At 39.4% G+C, this 14,784-nt stretch carries 13 protein-coding genes; 6 read left to right on the top strand and 7 right to left on the bottom strand.

The features are described 5' to 3' along the window. The first annotated feature begins 1 nt into the window (after nucleotide 1). From baeR to yegS, 3 genes are all read left to right on the top strand, one after another. Entirely contained in the window at nucleotides 2-709 is a 708-nt protein-coding gene (gene baeR / locus M1F26_RS08625) for a two-component system response regulator BaeR (protein ID WP_172767103.1), read from the top strand. 128 nt (nucleotides 710-837) lie between these two features. Continuing rightward, entirely contained in the window at nucleotides 838-2,223 is a 1,386-nt protein-coding gene (yegQ, locus tag M1F26_RS08620; protein ID WP_004253511.1) for a tRNA 5-hydroxyuridine modification protein YegQ, read from the top strand. A gap of 462 nt (nucleotides 2,224-2,685) precedes the next feature. After that, a complete protein-coding gene (yegS, locus tag M1F26_RS08615; protein WP_140172257.1) occupies nucleotides 2,686-3,585 on the top strand; it encodes a lipid kinase YegS in 900 nt (299 codons plus the stop codon). Between the two features lie 46 nt (nucleotides 3,586-3,631). Here yegS and thiD read toward each other — a convergent pair whose 3' ends face one another. From thiD to M1F26_RS08600, 3 genes are all read right to left on the bottom strand, one after another. Next, nucleotides 3,632-4,429 (bottom strand): bifunctional hydroxymethylpyrimidine kinase/phosphomethylpyrimidine kinase, encoded by a 798-nt coding sequence (gene thiD / locus M1F26_RS08610; RefSeq protein ID WP_140172258.1) that lies wholly within the window; start codon nucleotides 4,427-4,429, stop codon nucleotides 3,632-3,634. A 191-nt stretch (nucleotides 4,430-4,620) separates the two neighbouring features. Beyond that, on the bottom strand, nucleotides 4,621-5,487 hold the full coding sequence (locus M1F26_RS08605; RefSeq protein WP_140172259.1) for a YjjW family glycine radical enzyme activase: 867 nt from the start codon (nucleotides 5,485-5,487) through the stop codon (nucleotides 4,621-4,623). Next, nucleotides 5,459-7,015: a YjjI family glycine radical enzyme gene (locus M1F26_RS08600; protein WP_140172260.1), complete on the bottom strand. Its 1,557-nt coding sequence runs from the start codon at nucleotides 7,013-7,015 to the stop codon at nucleotides 5,459-5,461. Before M1F26_RS08600 ends, M1F26_RS08605 begins: the two co-directional genes overlap by 29 nt. Nucleotides 7,016-7,733: 718 nt before the next feature. Between M1F26_RS08600 and pagP the strand changes: the two genes are divergently transcribed. Continuing rightward, complete coding sequence (gene pagP / locus M1F26_RS08595; RefSeq protein WP_410480049.1) at nucleotides 7,734-8,261, top strand: lipid IV(A) palmitoyltransferase PagP; 528 nt, start codon at nucleotides 7,734-7,736, stop codon at nucleotides 8,259-8,261. 75 nt (nucleotides 8,262-8,336) lie between these two features. On the opposite strand, the gene M1F26_RS08590 is transcribed toward pagP, so the two are convergent. Then, the gene (locus M1F26_RS08590) at nucleotides 8,337-9,713 is read right to left on the bottom strand and encodes an amino acid permease (protein WP_136135141.1); all 1,377 of its coding nucleotides are present in this window, start codon (nucleotides 9,711-9,713) and stop codon (nucleotides 8,337-8,339) included. 230 nt (nucleotides 9,714-9,943) lie between these two features. Continuing rightward, nucleotides 9,944-10,090, bottom strand: a complete 147-nt coding sequence (gene mgrB / locus M1F26_RS08585) for a PhoP/PhoQ regulator MgrB (protein WP_004253482.1) — start codon at nucleotides 10,088-10,090, stop codon at nucleotides 9,944-9,946. 333 nt (nucleotides 10,091-10,423) lie between these two features. Here mgrB and M1F26_RS08580 point away from each other — a divergent pair, with 333 nt between their 5' ends. Next, nucleotides 10,424-10,807 carry a helix-turn-helix domain-containing protein gene (locus tag M1F26_RS08580; RefSeq protein ID WP_004253477.1) on the top strand — a complete coding sequence of 128 codons (384 nt, stop codon included), beginning with the start codon at nucleotides 10,424-10,426 and terminating at the stop codon, nucleotides 10,805-10,807. 226 nt (nucleotides 10,808-11,033) lie between these two features. After that, nucleotides 11,034-11,846: a sugar-phosphatase gene (gene yidA, locus M1F26_RS08575; protein ID WP_140172262.1), complete on the top strand. Its 813-nt coding sequence runs from the start codon at nucleotides 11,034-11,036 to the stop codon at nucleotides 11,844-11,846. A 67-nt stretch (nucleotides 11,847-11,913) separates the two neighbouring features. Here yidA and yddG read toward each other — a convergent pair whose 3' ends face one another. Beyond that, the gene (yddG, locus tag M1F26_RS08570) at nucleotides 11,914-12,813 is read right to left on the bottom strand and encodes an aromatic amino acid DMT transporter YddG (RefSeq protein ID WP_094960471.1); all 900 of its coding nucleotides are present in this window, start codon (nucleotides 12,811-12,813) and stop codon (nucleotides 11,914-11,916) included. Between the two features lie 188 nt (nucleotides 12,814-13,001). Continuing rightward, on the bottom strand, nucleotides 13,002-14,462 hold the full coding sequence (locus M1F26_RS08565; RefSeq protein WP_094960470.1) for an alanine/glycine:cation symporter family protein: 1,461 nt from the start codon (nucleotides 14,460-14,462) through the stop codon (nucleotides 13,002-13,004). Nucleotides 14,463-14,784: the final 322 nt, after the last annotated feature.

The following is a 14,784-nucleotide window of genomic DNA, read 5'->3' as shown; positions in this document are numbered from 1 at the left end:
CATGACTGAACAGAGCAATACCCCTATTTTGGTTGTGGAAGATGAACCCAAGCTAGGCCAACTGCTGTTCGATTACTTACAAGCTGCAAATTATCAACCCGCATTAATTGCACGGGGTGACCAAGTAATCGACTATGTTAAACAACATCAACCTGCACTCATTTTATTAGATTTAATGTTACCTGGTATGGACGGCATTTCAGTATGTCGTGAACTACGAAAATTCAGTGATGTTCCCATTATTATGGTGACAGCAAAAACCGAAGAAATTGACCGTTTATTAGGGTTAGAAATTGGGGCTGACGACTATATTTGTAAGCCTTTTAGCCCGCGAGAAGTCGTGGCTCGAGTCAAAACGATTTTACGCCGTTGCCAGCCAAATATGACAACTAGCAATAGCCAAACTAATAGCAATAATCAAACCAAGCTTATTATTGATGAAAATGCATTTCAAGTACGCTATGGCTCACAGTTACTTGAACTCACACCCGCTGAATTTCGGCTACTCAAGTTTATGTCTGATAATGCAGGTATGGTGTTTTCTCGCGACCAGTTACTGGATATCTTATATGACGACCACCGCGTAGTAACGGACCGTACAATTGATAGTCACGTCAAAAATTTACGCCGTAAATTAGAGTCCCTTGATAACGAAAAAACCTTTATTCGTTCAATATATGGCCTCGGCTACCGTTGGGATGAATATTAAGCAATCAATAGACATACTATTCTTGTGGGATATTTGGTTTTTTTATCAAATAGGAGTAAAATCCTCATCCCTTAAAAACACTCTCTCGTATGAGTGAGTGCTGACTTGACATCAGATAGAGAATAACCATGTTTACACCAGAGCTTTTGTCCCCTGCCGGTTCATTAAAAAATATGCGCTACGCCTTCGCGTACGGCGCAGACGCCGTTTATGCAGGACAGCCTCGTTACAGCTTACGCGTACGAAATAACGAATTTAATCACGAAAACTTAGCTAAAGGCATTCAGGAAGCCCATGAGTTGGGTAAAAAGTTTTATGTGGTGGTGAATATTGCCCCTCATAATGCGAAATTAAAAACCTTTATTCGTGATTTAACCCCCGTCATTGAAATGGGCCCAGATGCTCTGATCATGTCTGACCCTGGCCTTATTATGATGGTTCGTGAAGCGTTTCCTGAGATGGATATTCATTTATCAGTGCAGGCCAATGCAGTTAACTGGGCATCGGTGAAGTTTTGGAAACAAATGGGCTTAACACGTGTGATCTTATCTCGCGAATTATCCCTCGAAGAAATTGCTGAAATTCGTCAACAAGTACCGGAAATCGAACTTGAAGTCTTTGTCCATGGTGCCCTTTGTATGGCCTATTCCGGCCGTTGTCTACTTTCGGGTTATATTAATAAACGCGACCCAAATCAAGGGACTTGCACCAATGCTTGCCGCTGGGAATATAACGTACAAGAAGGTAAAGAAGATGATGTGGGTAATATTGTCCATGTGCATGAACCTATCCCTGTACAAAATGTGGCACCAACCCTAGGTGCGGGCGCGCCAACAGATAAAGTTTTTATGATAGAAGAAGCTAAACGTCCAGGCGAATATATGACGGCCTTTGAAGACGAACATGGCACTTATATCATGAACTCTAAAGATTTACGTGCAATCGAACACGTTGAAAACCTAACAAAAATGGGTGTTCACTCATTAAAAATTGAAGGCCGCACAAAATCGTTTTATTACTGTGCTCGTACTGCACAAGTCTATAGACGTGCGATTGACGATGCTGTCGCAGGAAAACCCTTTGACCCAACGTTGTTATCTACTTTAGAAGGGTTAGCACACCGTGGTTACACTGAAGGTTTCTTGCGTCGCCACACTCACGATGCCTACCAAACCTATGAATATGGCTATTCTGTTTCTGAAACTCAGCAATTTGTGGGTGAATTCACAGGTAAACGTGTCAATGGTATGGCTGAGGTTGATGTAAAAAATAAATTTAGTGTTGGGGATAGCTTAGAGATGATGACCCCGGCGGGTAATATTGTCTTTACTTTGGACTCATTAGCAAACCGCAAAGGTGAAGCGATTGATGTTGCACCCGGTAACGGCCATGTGGTTTACCTGCCAATCCCTGAGGATGTCGATGTTAATTTTGGTTTGTTGATCCGTAACTTAGCAGGAACAACGACCCGCGCACCTCACCAAACTCAGGCAGAAAAGCAAATTGCAGGCTAACCGCCACTCCGTGTTTTTTAAATAGTTTGTTCGCTAAAAGCCAAAATCTCATCGTTTAACGTTTTGATATTTTGGCTTTTTTTTATCTATTATATGATATTATTTCACTTTATATGCTTTTTCTTATATGAGAATCATTCGCGTTATTGACATTTACATTGAAAAGTGCACTGAATATCCAATTTTATGCAACAGATCACATCAATTGGCTATTCAATATCGTATAGTCACTCTTGAAAACGAAGAACTAGAAAGTCATAAAATAAGACTAGGAACCACCTCCTTGGCTGGCTCAATCTCCCTTGAGCTAGCCATTTCTTTTATCTGCAATTTCTATTTCATTTCTCTTGTTAACGCTATTACTGTAAAAAATCTAAAATAAGCTCATCAATATCTTATAAATCCATTTATACTCATTTTAACGAATATTTGCCATATGTTAAGCCGAATGGATGGGTATATATGAATCAATATCAGTCAGCCATGATTATCCTTAATGGTAAACAAGCCAATCACGCTGAGCTGCGAAAGGCCATTACTCACTTACGTAATGAAGGCCATCAAATTCAAGTCCGTATTCCGTGGGAATTGGATGATACTTATTATTTTATTTCTCAGGCAATAAAACATGGCGTTGATACCATCATTGCCGCAGGAGGTGACGGCACAGTAAATGCGGTTGCCAGTACCTTGATGAAGTTCCCGAGTGACTCTCGCCCTACTTTAGGAATTCTCCCGATGGGAACGGCAAATGATTTTACCACCAGCGCGAATATTCCACTGGATATTGAAGCCGCCCTTGCTCTCTCATTAAAAGGTAAAGCTGTTCCCATTGATATTGCGCAAGTCAATAAGCAATATTATTTTCTCAATATGGCAACTGGCGGCTTTGGGACGCGTATTACCACCGAAACGCCTGAAGCACTGAAATCAGCATTGGGCGGTGCCGCTTACGTGATAAATGGCTTATTGCGCCCTGATACGCTGAAAACGGATATTTGCCGCATTGAGGGCGAAAACTTTAGTTGGGAAGGTGAAACGTTGGTCATCGCTGTCGGAAACGGCCGCCAAGCGGGCGGAGGACAACAACTGACACCGCAAGCACTGATTAATGATGGTGCATTAAATTTACTGATTATTCCTGCAAGGGATGTCATACCCGCATTTTTAGCAAACCTATTTTCAGACGATAAAAACGAGCACTTGGTCGAAAGGCAATTATCATGGGTAAAAATTTCATCTCCTCACGATATGATCTTAAACCTTGATGGTGAGCCATTATCGGGAGATACCTTTACGTTCGCAGTGCAGCCGAATGCTATTCAGTGCCGGTTGCCGCCTCAATGTAACTTATTAGCTTAAAATATAACGAGAAAGCCCAAGTTTTCGGGCTTTCAATCATTACAGACTACCACCATGCATGGAAGTGGTGTACTGGGCCAATCCCCTTGCCAACTTCTAAACTGTCCGCTTGCTCTAACGCAGCTTGTAAATAGGCTTTAGCCTGCGTAACCGCTTCTTGCCAATCAGAGCAACGAGGGCGCAGAGCAGCCAGAGCCGCTGACAAAGTACACCCAGTACCATGAGTATTTTTAGTATTTACACGAATAGAGGTAAAGCGCCATTCACCTTCAGGTGTGATTAACCAATCAGGGCTTTCAGCATCACTTAGGTGCCCGCCTTTCATCAACACCGCTTGGCAACCTTTTTCAAGTAATTTATACCCCTGAGTCAACATTTGGCTTTCTGTTTGTGCAACTTTCTCGTCTAGTAATACCGCAGCTTCAGGGAGATTCGGTGTAATTATAGAAGCGAGGGGTAATAATTGTTGGCGCAATGCCTCAACCGCATCGGGCAATAGTAACGGGTCGCCACTTTTAGCCACCATGACAGTATCCAATACCACATACGGGATTGGATATTGCTTCAGCGCATTCGCCACCACTACGATATTACTTTGATTAAACAACATGCCGATTTTTGCACTATCAATTCGTACATCACTGAGAACAGAATCTAATTGTGCCGCCACAAACTCAGGGGGTAAGTCTTGGACGGATTGCACGCCTCGGGTATTTTGAGCCACCAATGCCGTCATCACACTCGTACCATAAGCCTCTAATGCAGAGAACGTTTTTAAATCCGCCTGAATACCCGCCCCACCCGATGGGTCTGTTCCGGCTATGGTTAACGCATTGATCCTCATGAGTGATTCCCCTTTTAGGCTAAAGCATTTGAATAGATTGATAAGTGAGGTTTACTGAAATCATTTTAAATCAAACAATAAAACTGCCTAGATTGTCTCACATCATTTAACAAATATCAGCGGTTAGTGAATGAATTTTAATGACTTAAATAAAAAGGAGAAATATATTACACAAGAAAAGTTAGCGTGACTTATAAGTACACATTAGGCAAATGAAGATTACCGACACCCCGCTGTTTTAATAGCAGGGCAAATGCCTCTACTTCCGTTTGGGTTGCCGCAGGCCAGTTAGCCGCTTCGTTTTTTACGCCATGTTGCTGAAAGGCATTAACTTTTATTCGTGTGTTTGCAGGAAGTTGATTTAAGAAATCGGCCAGTTTATCAATATGTTCTAGATAATCTGTTTGCTGAGGAATATATAATAAACGCAACTCATACAATTTCCCCGCTTGTGCAAGGAATTGAATTGATTGAAATACACGCTGGTTATCTTTCCCAGTTAATCTTAAGGCACACTCATCGCTCCATGATTTTAAATCAATCATTACGCCATCAGTATACTCAATTACCTTACTCCACCCGGCAGAAGCAAGATGGCCATTACTATCAATAAAGCAGGTTAAATGTTTCAGTTCCGGTGTGTCTTTAATCGCTTTAAATAATTCAATAATAAAGGGTAACTGTGTTGTTGCTTCCCCACCACTAATGGTTATACCATTCAGAAAGACAACATTTTTTTTTAAGTCATTGATAGCATCATTAACACTTAACGATACTGTCATTGGGCTTGAATTCTTAGTGCACGTTTGTAAACAAGTGTCACAGAGCTGGCAGGCATCGCTATCCCATATAACCTTACCATCAACAAATGATAACCCATTATGAGGACAGGTTAAAACGCAGTCCCCACAATGGTCACAGAGCGCCATGGTATATGGATTATGACAATTCAAACAACGTAAATTGCAACCTTGCAAAAAGATAACATGTCGATTGCCCGGCCCATCTACGCAGGAAAAAGGAATAACCTTATTCAGCGTAGCGCATCGATTGCTCATTGCTGATGACTCGCTGCTGACGGGCTGTAATTTTACAGTTCTTAGTCGCTTCTTCACCTAACCAGGTAGTATTGCTTCTAGAACCTTGTTCTTTGTATTTTTCGATATCTGACAAACGCACCATATAGCCAGTGACACGGACTAAATCATTACTTGCTACGTTTGCGGTAAATTCCCGCATCCCACAACTAAACGCCCCTTTGCACAATTGCATTAACGCTTGCGGATTTTGTTTAATCGTTTCATCGATGGTTAAAATGTCACTGATCCCAGATAAATAGTGTTTGTGATGAGGTGCAACGGCTTGAATATGCGACACAGGATCGGGTTCTTCACCATATGGAATACGAGCCCCCGGCGTCGTTCCTATGTCTGAGCTAATCCCAGATTGCGCATGAAGCATAGCTCGGTTTTTATAGCCATATTTAACCGGTATTGTTTCAACAAAGTCTGCCAATTGTTCACTAATTTGATAAGACAATGGTAAAGCTGGTGAATTCGCTTGGTACTGGCCTTTCACGCCATCTTTTTCCATCAAGATATTCACGGCCTCTGCTAAACCATAAATACCAAACATCGGTGCAAAGCGTTCTGGCTCAATTAACCCCTCTTGAACAAGAAAACTGGTTTGGAAGAAATTAGATTCCTCATATAAAAATGCGCTACGTGTTTCAATGAGTTCCATTTGTAACTCACAATACTTTTTCAATTGCACATTTAAAAAATCAGCTGAATTTTGACTGCGTAACGCAACTTCGCGCAAATTAATACGAACTAAAGTGCTTCCGCCACCCGCAACAGGTAATGCATTATAACAACTGACAATACCGTAACCTTGTTCATCAAATGCCGCACTATGAATAATATCATTTGCAATATGTGGCTTACTACATTCACAAATATTCTCAATCGCTTGTAAGAAAAGTGACTCTGGTGTGCGTTGTGGGTGATAGACAAATGTCAGGTTAGGTGCGACTTGTTTCAGTTCTGCATCAATCCGTAAAATCAAACGGCAAATAACGTTGTCATCTGGCCCAATATTGGCATGCATAAAAGCATCAGGTAGAGTTCGGTCTAACTGCACCCAGAATCTTTTTAGTTTTGGATACAGTTGTTCTTCTGTCAACTCACCCACGTATGGCATGAGGACTTTATCTAAATACCCTAAAAACACAGGGAAATTGGTTACCGAAGGGACGTGGTGGTATAAAATCATCAGATGATTAAGGGCGTCATCAAAGTCCTCAGCAGGGGCTAACTCTAAGTATTTTGAACCTTGCTTGAGGTATTTTACATAATCGGGCAATACATAACGTGGCTTATACGGTGCATTTCCTTCATACATATCACAAATAATACGTTCATTTAACGCATCCGTTAGGGGTTGGCTCATCGCAAGGTAAGGAATATTGCTATCGGCCTCTATCGCTAAAAAATTGGCTTTTTGTTTTGGTGATAATATTTTGTCTGTAGCGATAGCCAAGCATTTTGCTTGATATTCTGTTAGTGGTTCTTGGCGTTGCATCATGGTGATGTTCCTTTGTTAGTTAGAAGCCAAGGTTACGCACAGCAATGTATATGCTATAAACCTTTAAGTACTCGCTCCTACCCGTGTTGACATGCAGCAGCTTATACCTGCCGCCTATAACACTCATTTCATCCCATTGAGACAAGTCATTATTTGACGTGCATCATACTTTTTAGATTTGTTTGCACGCTATTTTTCATAAATGTCTGCTCTATCAACATTACTAGTCGTAATCACCTAAATTGTTAAAAATATCTTTTATTACAAAAAGTTAAATACAACAATAATGAGTGACACAATGTTTTCTCTTATTCTTGATTAAAAAATTCTCTTTCATTTTTTCTTATCAAATAACGGCCTTATTAATAAGAAAATGAAATACCTTATTTATTATTATTGGTTATTTTTAGGAGGATTAGCCTATTCAATAACCAATCTGATAAGTTAACATCCAATTTATCTATCGGTTATCCTACTTAAAAACAGGAAAAATTAAACGGTTCTATCATGACCAGCCAATTATTATCCTTAACTATGTAATAAATACTGTTATATTCTGTACATCTTAATTAAAATAATTTCACTCAAAATTATAATAATAATGCTAATCTGATAATCATTAGAGAGCTAATCATCATTTTTATATCTGCGATACAGAACTGGATTTACAATGAGAGTTTATAAAAACATACAGTTGGCCGTAGGTGCATCGCTACTCATGAGCACCTCAATCTGCATATCATCGCCTGCCGTTGCACAAGAGCAATCGGCAAATTTATGGGATACATTTAAAAGTAATGTCAGTACCACATGGGACTCAGACAAATATGAGCTATACGTTCCCGCTGTGACTTGGCATAACCGTGCAATGTACGACAAGAAAAAAACAGATGAATATAACGAGCGCCCTTGGGGTCTGGGCTTTGGTAAATATCGTTATGATGAAGACAATGACTGGCATGCTATCTATGCAATGGCATTTAAAGATTCACATAATGATTGGGAGCCAATTGGTGGTTATGCATTCCAGAAAATGTGGATCCCCGGGGACATTGATGGTTTTCGCATGGGAGCTGGCTTCACTCTAAGTGTTACTGCCCGCAAGGATATGTACTATATTCCGATCCCAGCACCGCTTCCTCTGGTATCAGTGGAATATGACAAACTTTCGCTACAAGCCACTTATATTCCGGGAACTTATAATAACGGTAACGTATTATTCGCTTGGTTACGTTGGCAATGGTAATTTAAGTACTTCATTACTGTATAAAAAGGCCGGTGGGATATTCCCACCGACCTTTTTATTATCAGAAAATCAAATTTAGCTCAGCTGTTGGCTTTTGGTTAAATCTTGCTTTTTAGCCCCTGAGAACTGGTACCCAACCCATAGAACCGCTATCCATAATGGCATAATTAATACCGAGATACGTAAGCCGTCCATTGTCAGGATAATCCCTAAAATTAACAGCAAAAATGCTAAGCATAGATAGTTCCCAAATGGATACCAAATGCTTTTAAATTTCGTTTCAACACCTTGTTTGTTCATTGCCGCTCTGAACTTCAAATTTGAAACACAAATCATAATCCAGTTCAGAACTAACGTCGTCACAACCAATGACATTAATAATTCGAAAGCTTTACCTTCCATCACAAAGTTAATTAAAATCCCGCCAGAAGTCGCAATACCTGAAACTAATAATGCCATGACTGGAACGCCACCTTTATTCACTTTTGCAAGAAATTTAGGTGCATTACTTTGTTGTGCCAAACCATACAACATACGGCTTGTCGCATAAGCCCCGCTGTTATAAACAGACAACGCAGCGATCAAAATGACAACGTTCAACGAATTAGCAACCAGTAAATCCCCTAATTCGTGGAAAATTAATACAAATGGGCTTGTTTTGCCATCAAGGTCAACCCAAGGGTACAACGCTAACAATACGGCTAACGAGCCAATATAAAAAATCAAGATACGGTACACAACTTGGTTTATCGCTTTTGGAATGCTTTTATCTGGGTCTTCTGCCTCTGCGGCCGTAATACCGACTAGCTCTAAGCCCCCAAATGAAAACATAATAATAGCCAAAGCCATTATTAGCCCATTAAAACCATTAGCAAAGAAACCGCCATACTCCCATAAGTTACTCACTTTCGCTTGTGAGCCACCATGACCGCTAAGTAGTAAGTAGCAACCAAAAATAATCATAGCTACGACAGCAATAACTTTAATCAATGCAAACCAGAATTCAGTTTCCCCATAAGAGCGAACATTAACCAAGTTAACGGCATTTACCGCAATAAAAAACACCGCGGCAGAAACCCATATCGGGAGCTCAGGCCACCAGTGTTGCATATATTTACCTGCGGCCGTCAGTTCTGTCATCCCAACAAGGATAAACATAACCCAGTAATTCCACCCTGAGAGGAAGCCCGCAAAACCACCCCAATACTTAAATGCAAAATGGCTAAATGAACCCGCGACCGGTTCCTGAACAATCATTTCTCCCAACTGGCGCATGATAAGAAAAGCAATAAACCCACACAATGCATAGCCAAGTAAAACTGATGGCCCTGCCATTTGTATGGTTGTTGCTATTCCGAGGAATAACCCTGTACCAACAGCGCCTCCCAAAGCAATCAATTGGATATGCCTATTTTTTAATCCCCGCTTTAGCGTCTGTTGCTGTTGCGCCATAACTTTACCCTTTCGTCCTCTTACTTGCTTTTTATCGCCCAAACTAATGATAATGACACAAGTTTATTTGAATTTTCTTATTAACACTACATTCTTCTGGCGCTGTTTTTACCCTATTCTACGAACCAGAAGCTGGTGCTATTAGTTATTTTTTTTCATCACATAACAAAATGATACCGCAGGATAGTTACCCCAACTCAATATCATGGATTGTGCATTAAAAAGCAAATTCAAAATGGTAACAAGTCAGTTACACGACAAATACCAAAAATAAAGTCCTCTCCACCTTGGTCGCACAGGCTATCCATCGCTAAAAGATAGAGAAAAATACAGGCCAAGATTGCACTTATAACAATAATTAATTTACGACCAAACACCGATGATTCCTTCATATTTCTATGATGATTTTATTTTTCAAATGATTACAATACTAAGGTACTGCTATTTTATGATTGATTTCACTTATGGCATTGCACGTAATGCGTTTATAAAATAAATGGTACTCTAATTTCGAGCCTTAAATTTGAGGAAAATATGCAATTGACCTCTTTTTACAAAAATTTCGCTCATTTTAGGTGCTATTGGCCATTAACTTATTCTGATTGTGCTTTTTTTATCCTAAAAATAGGAAATACCGCACAAGCAGCCTTTGTCATGATGAAATGAAGTTGTGTATACTTCTGCTACCGTAAAACTAGAAAACATTTGAGATGCCACAAGATAACCACTTAGCACTTGTTTATGCTTTGAGTAAATGGATAGAAGAACACTTAGGGCGCGTGATCCACTTAGAAGAGCTCGCGGCTTATTCAGGCTATTCACTTTGGCATATGCAAAAAATCTTTAAAGAAGTCACAGGGATTTCACTGGGTAAATACATCCGCCAACGCCGTCTTGCTGGTGCGGTTAACTTACTGCGCAACAGCAACCAGTCTATTTTCGATATCGCACTGGATTTTGGTTTTGGGTCACAGTCCCACTTTACCTATATGTTTCGTAAGGAATATGGCATTACGCCATTTGATTTTAGACAGAATGACCAAATCCAATTAGATGTTAAGCAACCGCTTCATTTGATTCATAATTATGAGTGAGAATATTTTAGCCGCATTAATCTATTGATTCACATACTAATGCTATAAAACATTGTCATTTCAACCTTTGACTATTGAACAGAGTTCCTGCGTTATATTCTGTTCAATTTCACATCAAATACCCATTATTCTAGTACGCGTAAAAATTATAACTATTTGTATAATTTACATTCCGAATAATTGGAGTAAGGTATTGGCAGAAAGCATGAATTTTAGGAGGCATTGGATGTCAATCAAACTGGTCGCCATTGATTTAGATGGCACATTACTTAACTCCCAACACCGAATATCTCCCGTAGTAAAAGAGGCCATCACACAAGCTAAGCAAAAAGGTGTCCATATTATTTTAGCCTCCGGTAGGCCATTTTCGGGTATATCCCCCTACCTGCGGGAATTAGATTTAAATACAGCGGATAACTACTGTATTAGTAATAATGGTAGTGTCATTCACCAAGCCAATGATGGCAGTCATCTGGCAGAAAATTTGTTAGATTTCGCTGACTTCCAATATTTTGAGGAACTGGCTAGAAATGTCGGGGTCCACATGCATGCTCTTGCGGATAACAGCATGTTCACGGCAAACCGCCATATTAGCCACTATACGGTGGCAGATGCTTATCTAACCCACACTCCGCTTATCTATTGCCCCGTTAATGAAATGGACTCTTCTCTGGAATTTACTAAGTTTATGATAATTGACCATCCAGAAAAATTAGATATGGGTATCAGCTATATTCCAGAGAATGTCTTTGATAATTACTCTTTAACTCGAACAAGCCCATATTTCCTTGAGGTATCAAATAAAACCTCAAGTAAAGGCGCAGCGTTAGAATGTATCTGTGAAAAACTAGGCATTACACCGGACAAAGTCATGAGTATTGGAGACCAAAACAATGATATTCAAATGCTGCAATACGCCAGTGTTTCTGTCGCAATGGGCAATGCTTTAGAGCCAATTCGCCAAATGGTTAAATTTGTCACCACAACCAATGATGAAGATGGTGTTGCTGTCGCCATTAATAAGTTTATTAATGTATAAGCCCGCAAAAAATTTCACTTCAGTATATTTTCCGTTGCAGCGCTTACACCAGTATGCGCTGCCATTTTTAACCGTGTATTGGTTTTTGCCTAGTCGCTAAAAAGCAAATCACCGACCCCATTGTCACCATTAACACACCCTGCCAAAAACTTAACGTTAATGCGGTACTTAACAACATAGACGCGAATGCTGTCGATATAACTGGAGTGAAATAAGAAAGCGTCCCTAGAAAAGCCACATTGCCCTTGATAACCGCAAATGTCCATAATGCATTCGCCCCACCAGTCGCAATAGAGGCAACGAGTAATAACAACAGGCTTTCACTATTGATAATAAACGCTGTTGGCGTACTAAAAAAATACAAAATCCATAACCCAATAGAAGTCATGATGAAAAATAATACCATGCCATTGTGACCACCAGAAATACGCTTGGTAACATTACTATAAAATGACCAAACAATGGCTCCAATAAAAGCTAAAAAATAACAAAGTGGGTTACTTTGTATATTTGCCAAAATAGTTTGCACCGACAATGGCTGATTGCCTGAAATTACCCAGATCAACCCCATAAAAGCTAAAACCAATCCTAATCCTAATAATAAAGTGAAACGCTGGCGGTTAAAAAACACAGCAAGTGCGATAGTAAAACTTGGCCACAAATAATTCACCATACCAAGTTCAATAGCTTGTTGCCGGTTATTAGCTAATCCTAACGCCAAAACAAAACAGATTTCATAGCTAACAAATAACACCGTTCCCCAAAGCAAATAGCGTTTAGGATATTTCGTTATTTTTGGTATCCCCATAACGAGTACCAATACAAGCGAACCGACTGTATACACTAATGCAGCACCACCCACAGGCCCAAAGTTTTCACTTACACTACGGATCAGCCCTACCATTGTGCTCCACAACAAGATTGATATAACCCCATACAGCGTTGCGGCATACTGATTCAATTTCATAATTTTCTCAGCTATTTAGTTTCGAAATTGGTATTTATTGTAATAATACATTTATTTTATCACCTTAAAAAACCTTATAGCTCAAATAATTATAATGCAAGCGCTTATTCTTATTACGCATTGATAATATTTCATAAAAAAAATTCTCAGGCTATCACCTAAGAATTTTATGCTTAAAATGTTTTGTATTAGCGAGATGTTTCTTTCTCAACCCACTTATCAACTTCTTCTTTTTCCCATATCCCTTCCTCAAACTGTTTCTTTAATTCAGGGTGTTGATTGATATCAAAAGTCGGTATTTTGCCTGCAACTAACTGCTGGTTATAATCTTTAGCAAGTTTGAAAGCAATACCCGATAATAAAAGGATCGCAATTAGATTAGTTATCGCCATTAAGCCCATCGATAAGTCTGCGAGTTTCCAAATAAATGGCATTTCAGCGAGCGCACCAAACATCACCATACCCAACGCAGCTAAACGGAAAATAAATAACCCAGCTGTATGATTATTCTCGAGAAAAATCATATTACTTTCGGCATAAGCATAATTAGCAATAATTGATGTAAATGCAAAAAAGAAGATAGCAATTGCAATGAACGTACTTCCCCAGCTACCGACAGCAGAAGAAAGAGCAAGCTGTGTCAATTCAATCCCATTAATGTTATCCATTCCACTTTCTAGAACGCCAGATGATAAAATAATAATGGCGGTCGCACTGCAAATAACGATGGTGTCCATAAATACACCAAGCATCTGTACATACCCTTGTGACGCAGGATGTGGTGGATAAGGTGCCGCAGATGCCGCTGCATTTGGTGCAGACCCCATCCCGGCTTCGTTAGAGAATAACCCCCGTTGAATTCCTTGTGTCATTGCCTGGGCAACACCATAACCGACAGCCCCACCCGCAGCCTCTTGCAGACCAAATGCATTTCGAATTATCAGCATAAAAACTTCAGGTAATCGTTCAATATGGTGCCCAACAACCCAAAAAGCTAATAGCAAATAAGCTAACGCCATAACTGGAACAACTAATTCAGCAACTTTCGCAATGGATTTCAATCCACCAAAAATAATAACTCCGCTTAATAAAACTAAGCCAATGCCAACATAAATTGGATTGAAATCAAAGGCGACTGCGGTTGCTTGAGCAATAGAATTAGCTTGTACTGCATTAAATACTAAACCAAAGGCAATAATCAGGAAAATGGAAAATAATACACCCATCCAGCGTTGGTTTAAGCCTTTCTGCATATAATATGAAGGCCCACCTCGATAGTTTCCTTTATCATCTTTGGTTTTGTATAACTGTGCGAGAGTACACTCAATAAAAGACGTAGCCATTCCGAGTACAGCGACGACCCACATCCAAAAAATAGCGCCTGGCCCACCTGCTGTTAGCGCAATTGCAACTCCGGTTAAATTTCCTGTGCCGACCCTAGCGGCTAAACTTGTACATAATGCCTGAAAAGATGAGATACCCGCACTATCGGACTGTTTACTATTTTTTAAGACACTAAACATATGACCAAAATGCCTAATTTGAATAAACCCTGATCGAAGAGTAAAATACAGGCCGGCACCCAGTAATAAATAAATAAGTAAAGAACCCCAAATAAAATTAGTTAATGAGTTTATAAATTCTATCAAATTACACTCCTTTTTTATTAGAACGATTAATAAATAGTTAATCGAAAATCAAAACCTCACATTTAAAATATAACTCCAGAAAAAGGAGTTCAGCTTACAAAAGCCAAATCATCTTAATATGATTATCAGAAATTATATTTTTTTATCTTTAATGTAAATTGATTTTCGCTTGAACAATCATTAACTACATTACGTTTTAATAAAAACAAGTTAGACATTTACAAAAAAAGACATGTAACATATTGAAAAATCTAAGCATGATAAAATTATTTATTATTTAACAAAAAACCAATCAAATGATTGAATCATAGTATTTATTTTA

This window comes from Providencia sp. PROV048 (assembly GCF_033688165.1).
GTDB classification, from domain to species: Bacteria; Pseudomonadota; Gammaproteobacteria; order Enterobacterales; family Enterobacteriaceae; genus Providencia; species Providencia hangzhouensis.
Note: the sequence above shows the minus strand (reverse complement) of the source record. Positions and strands in the feature narration are given on the sequence as shown.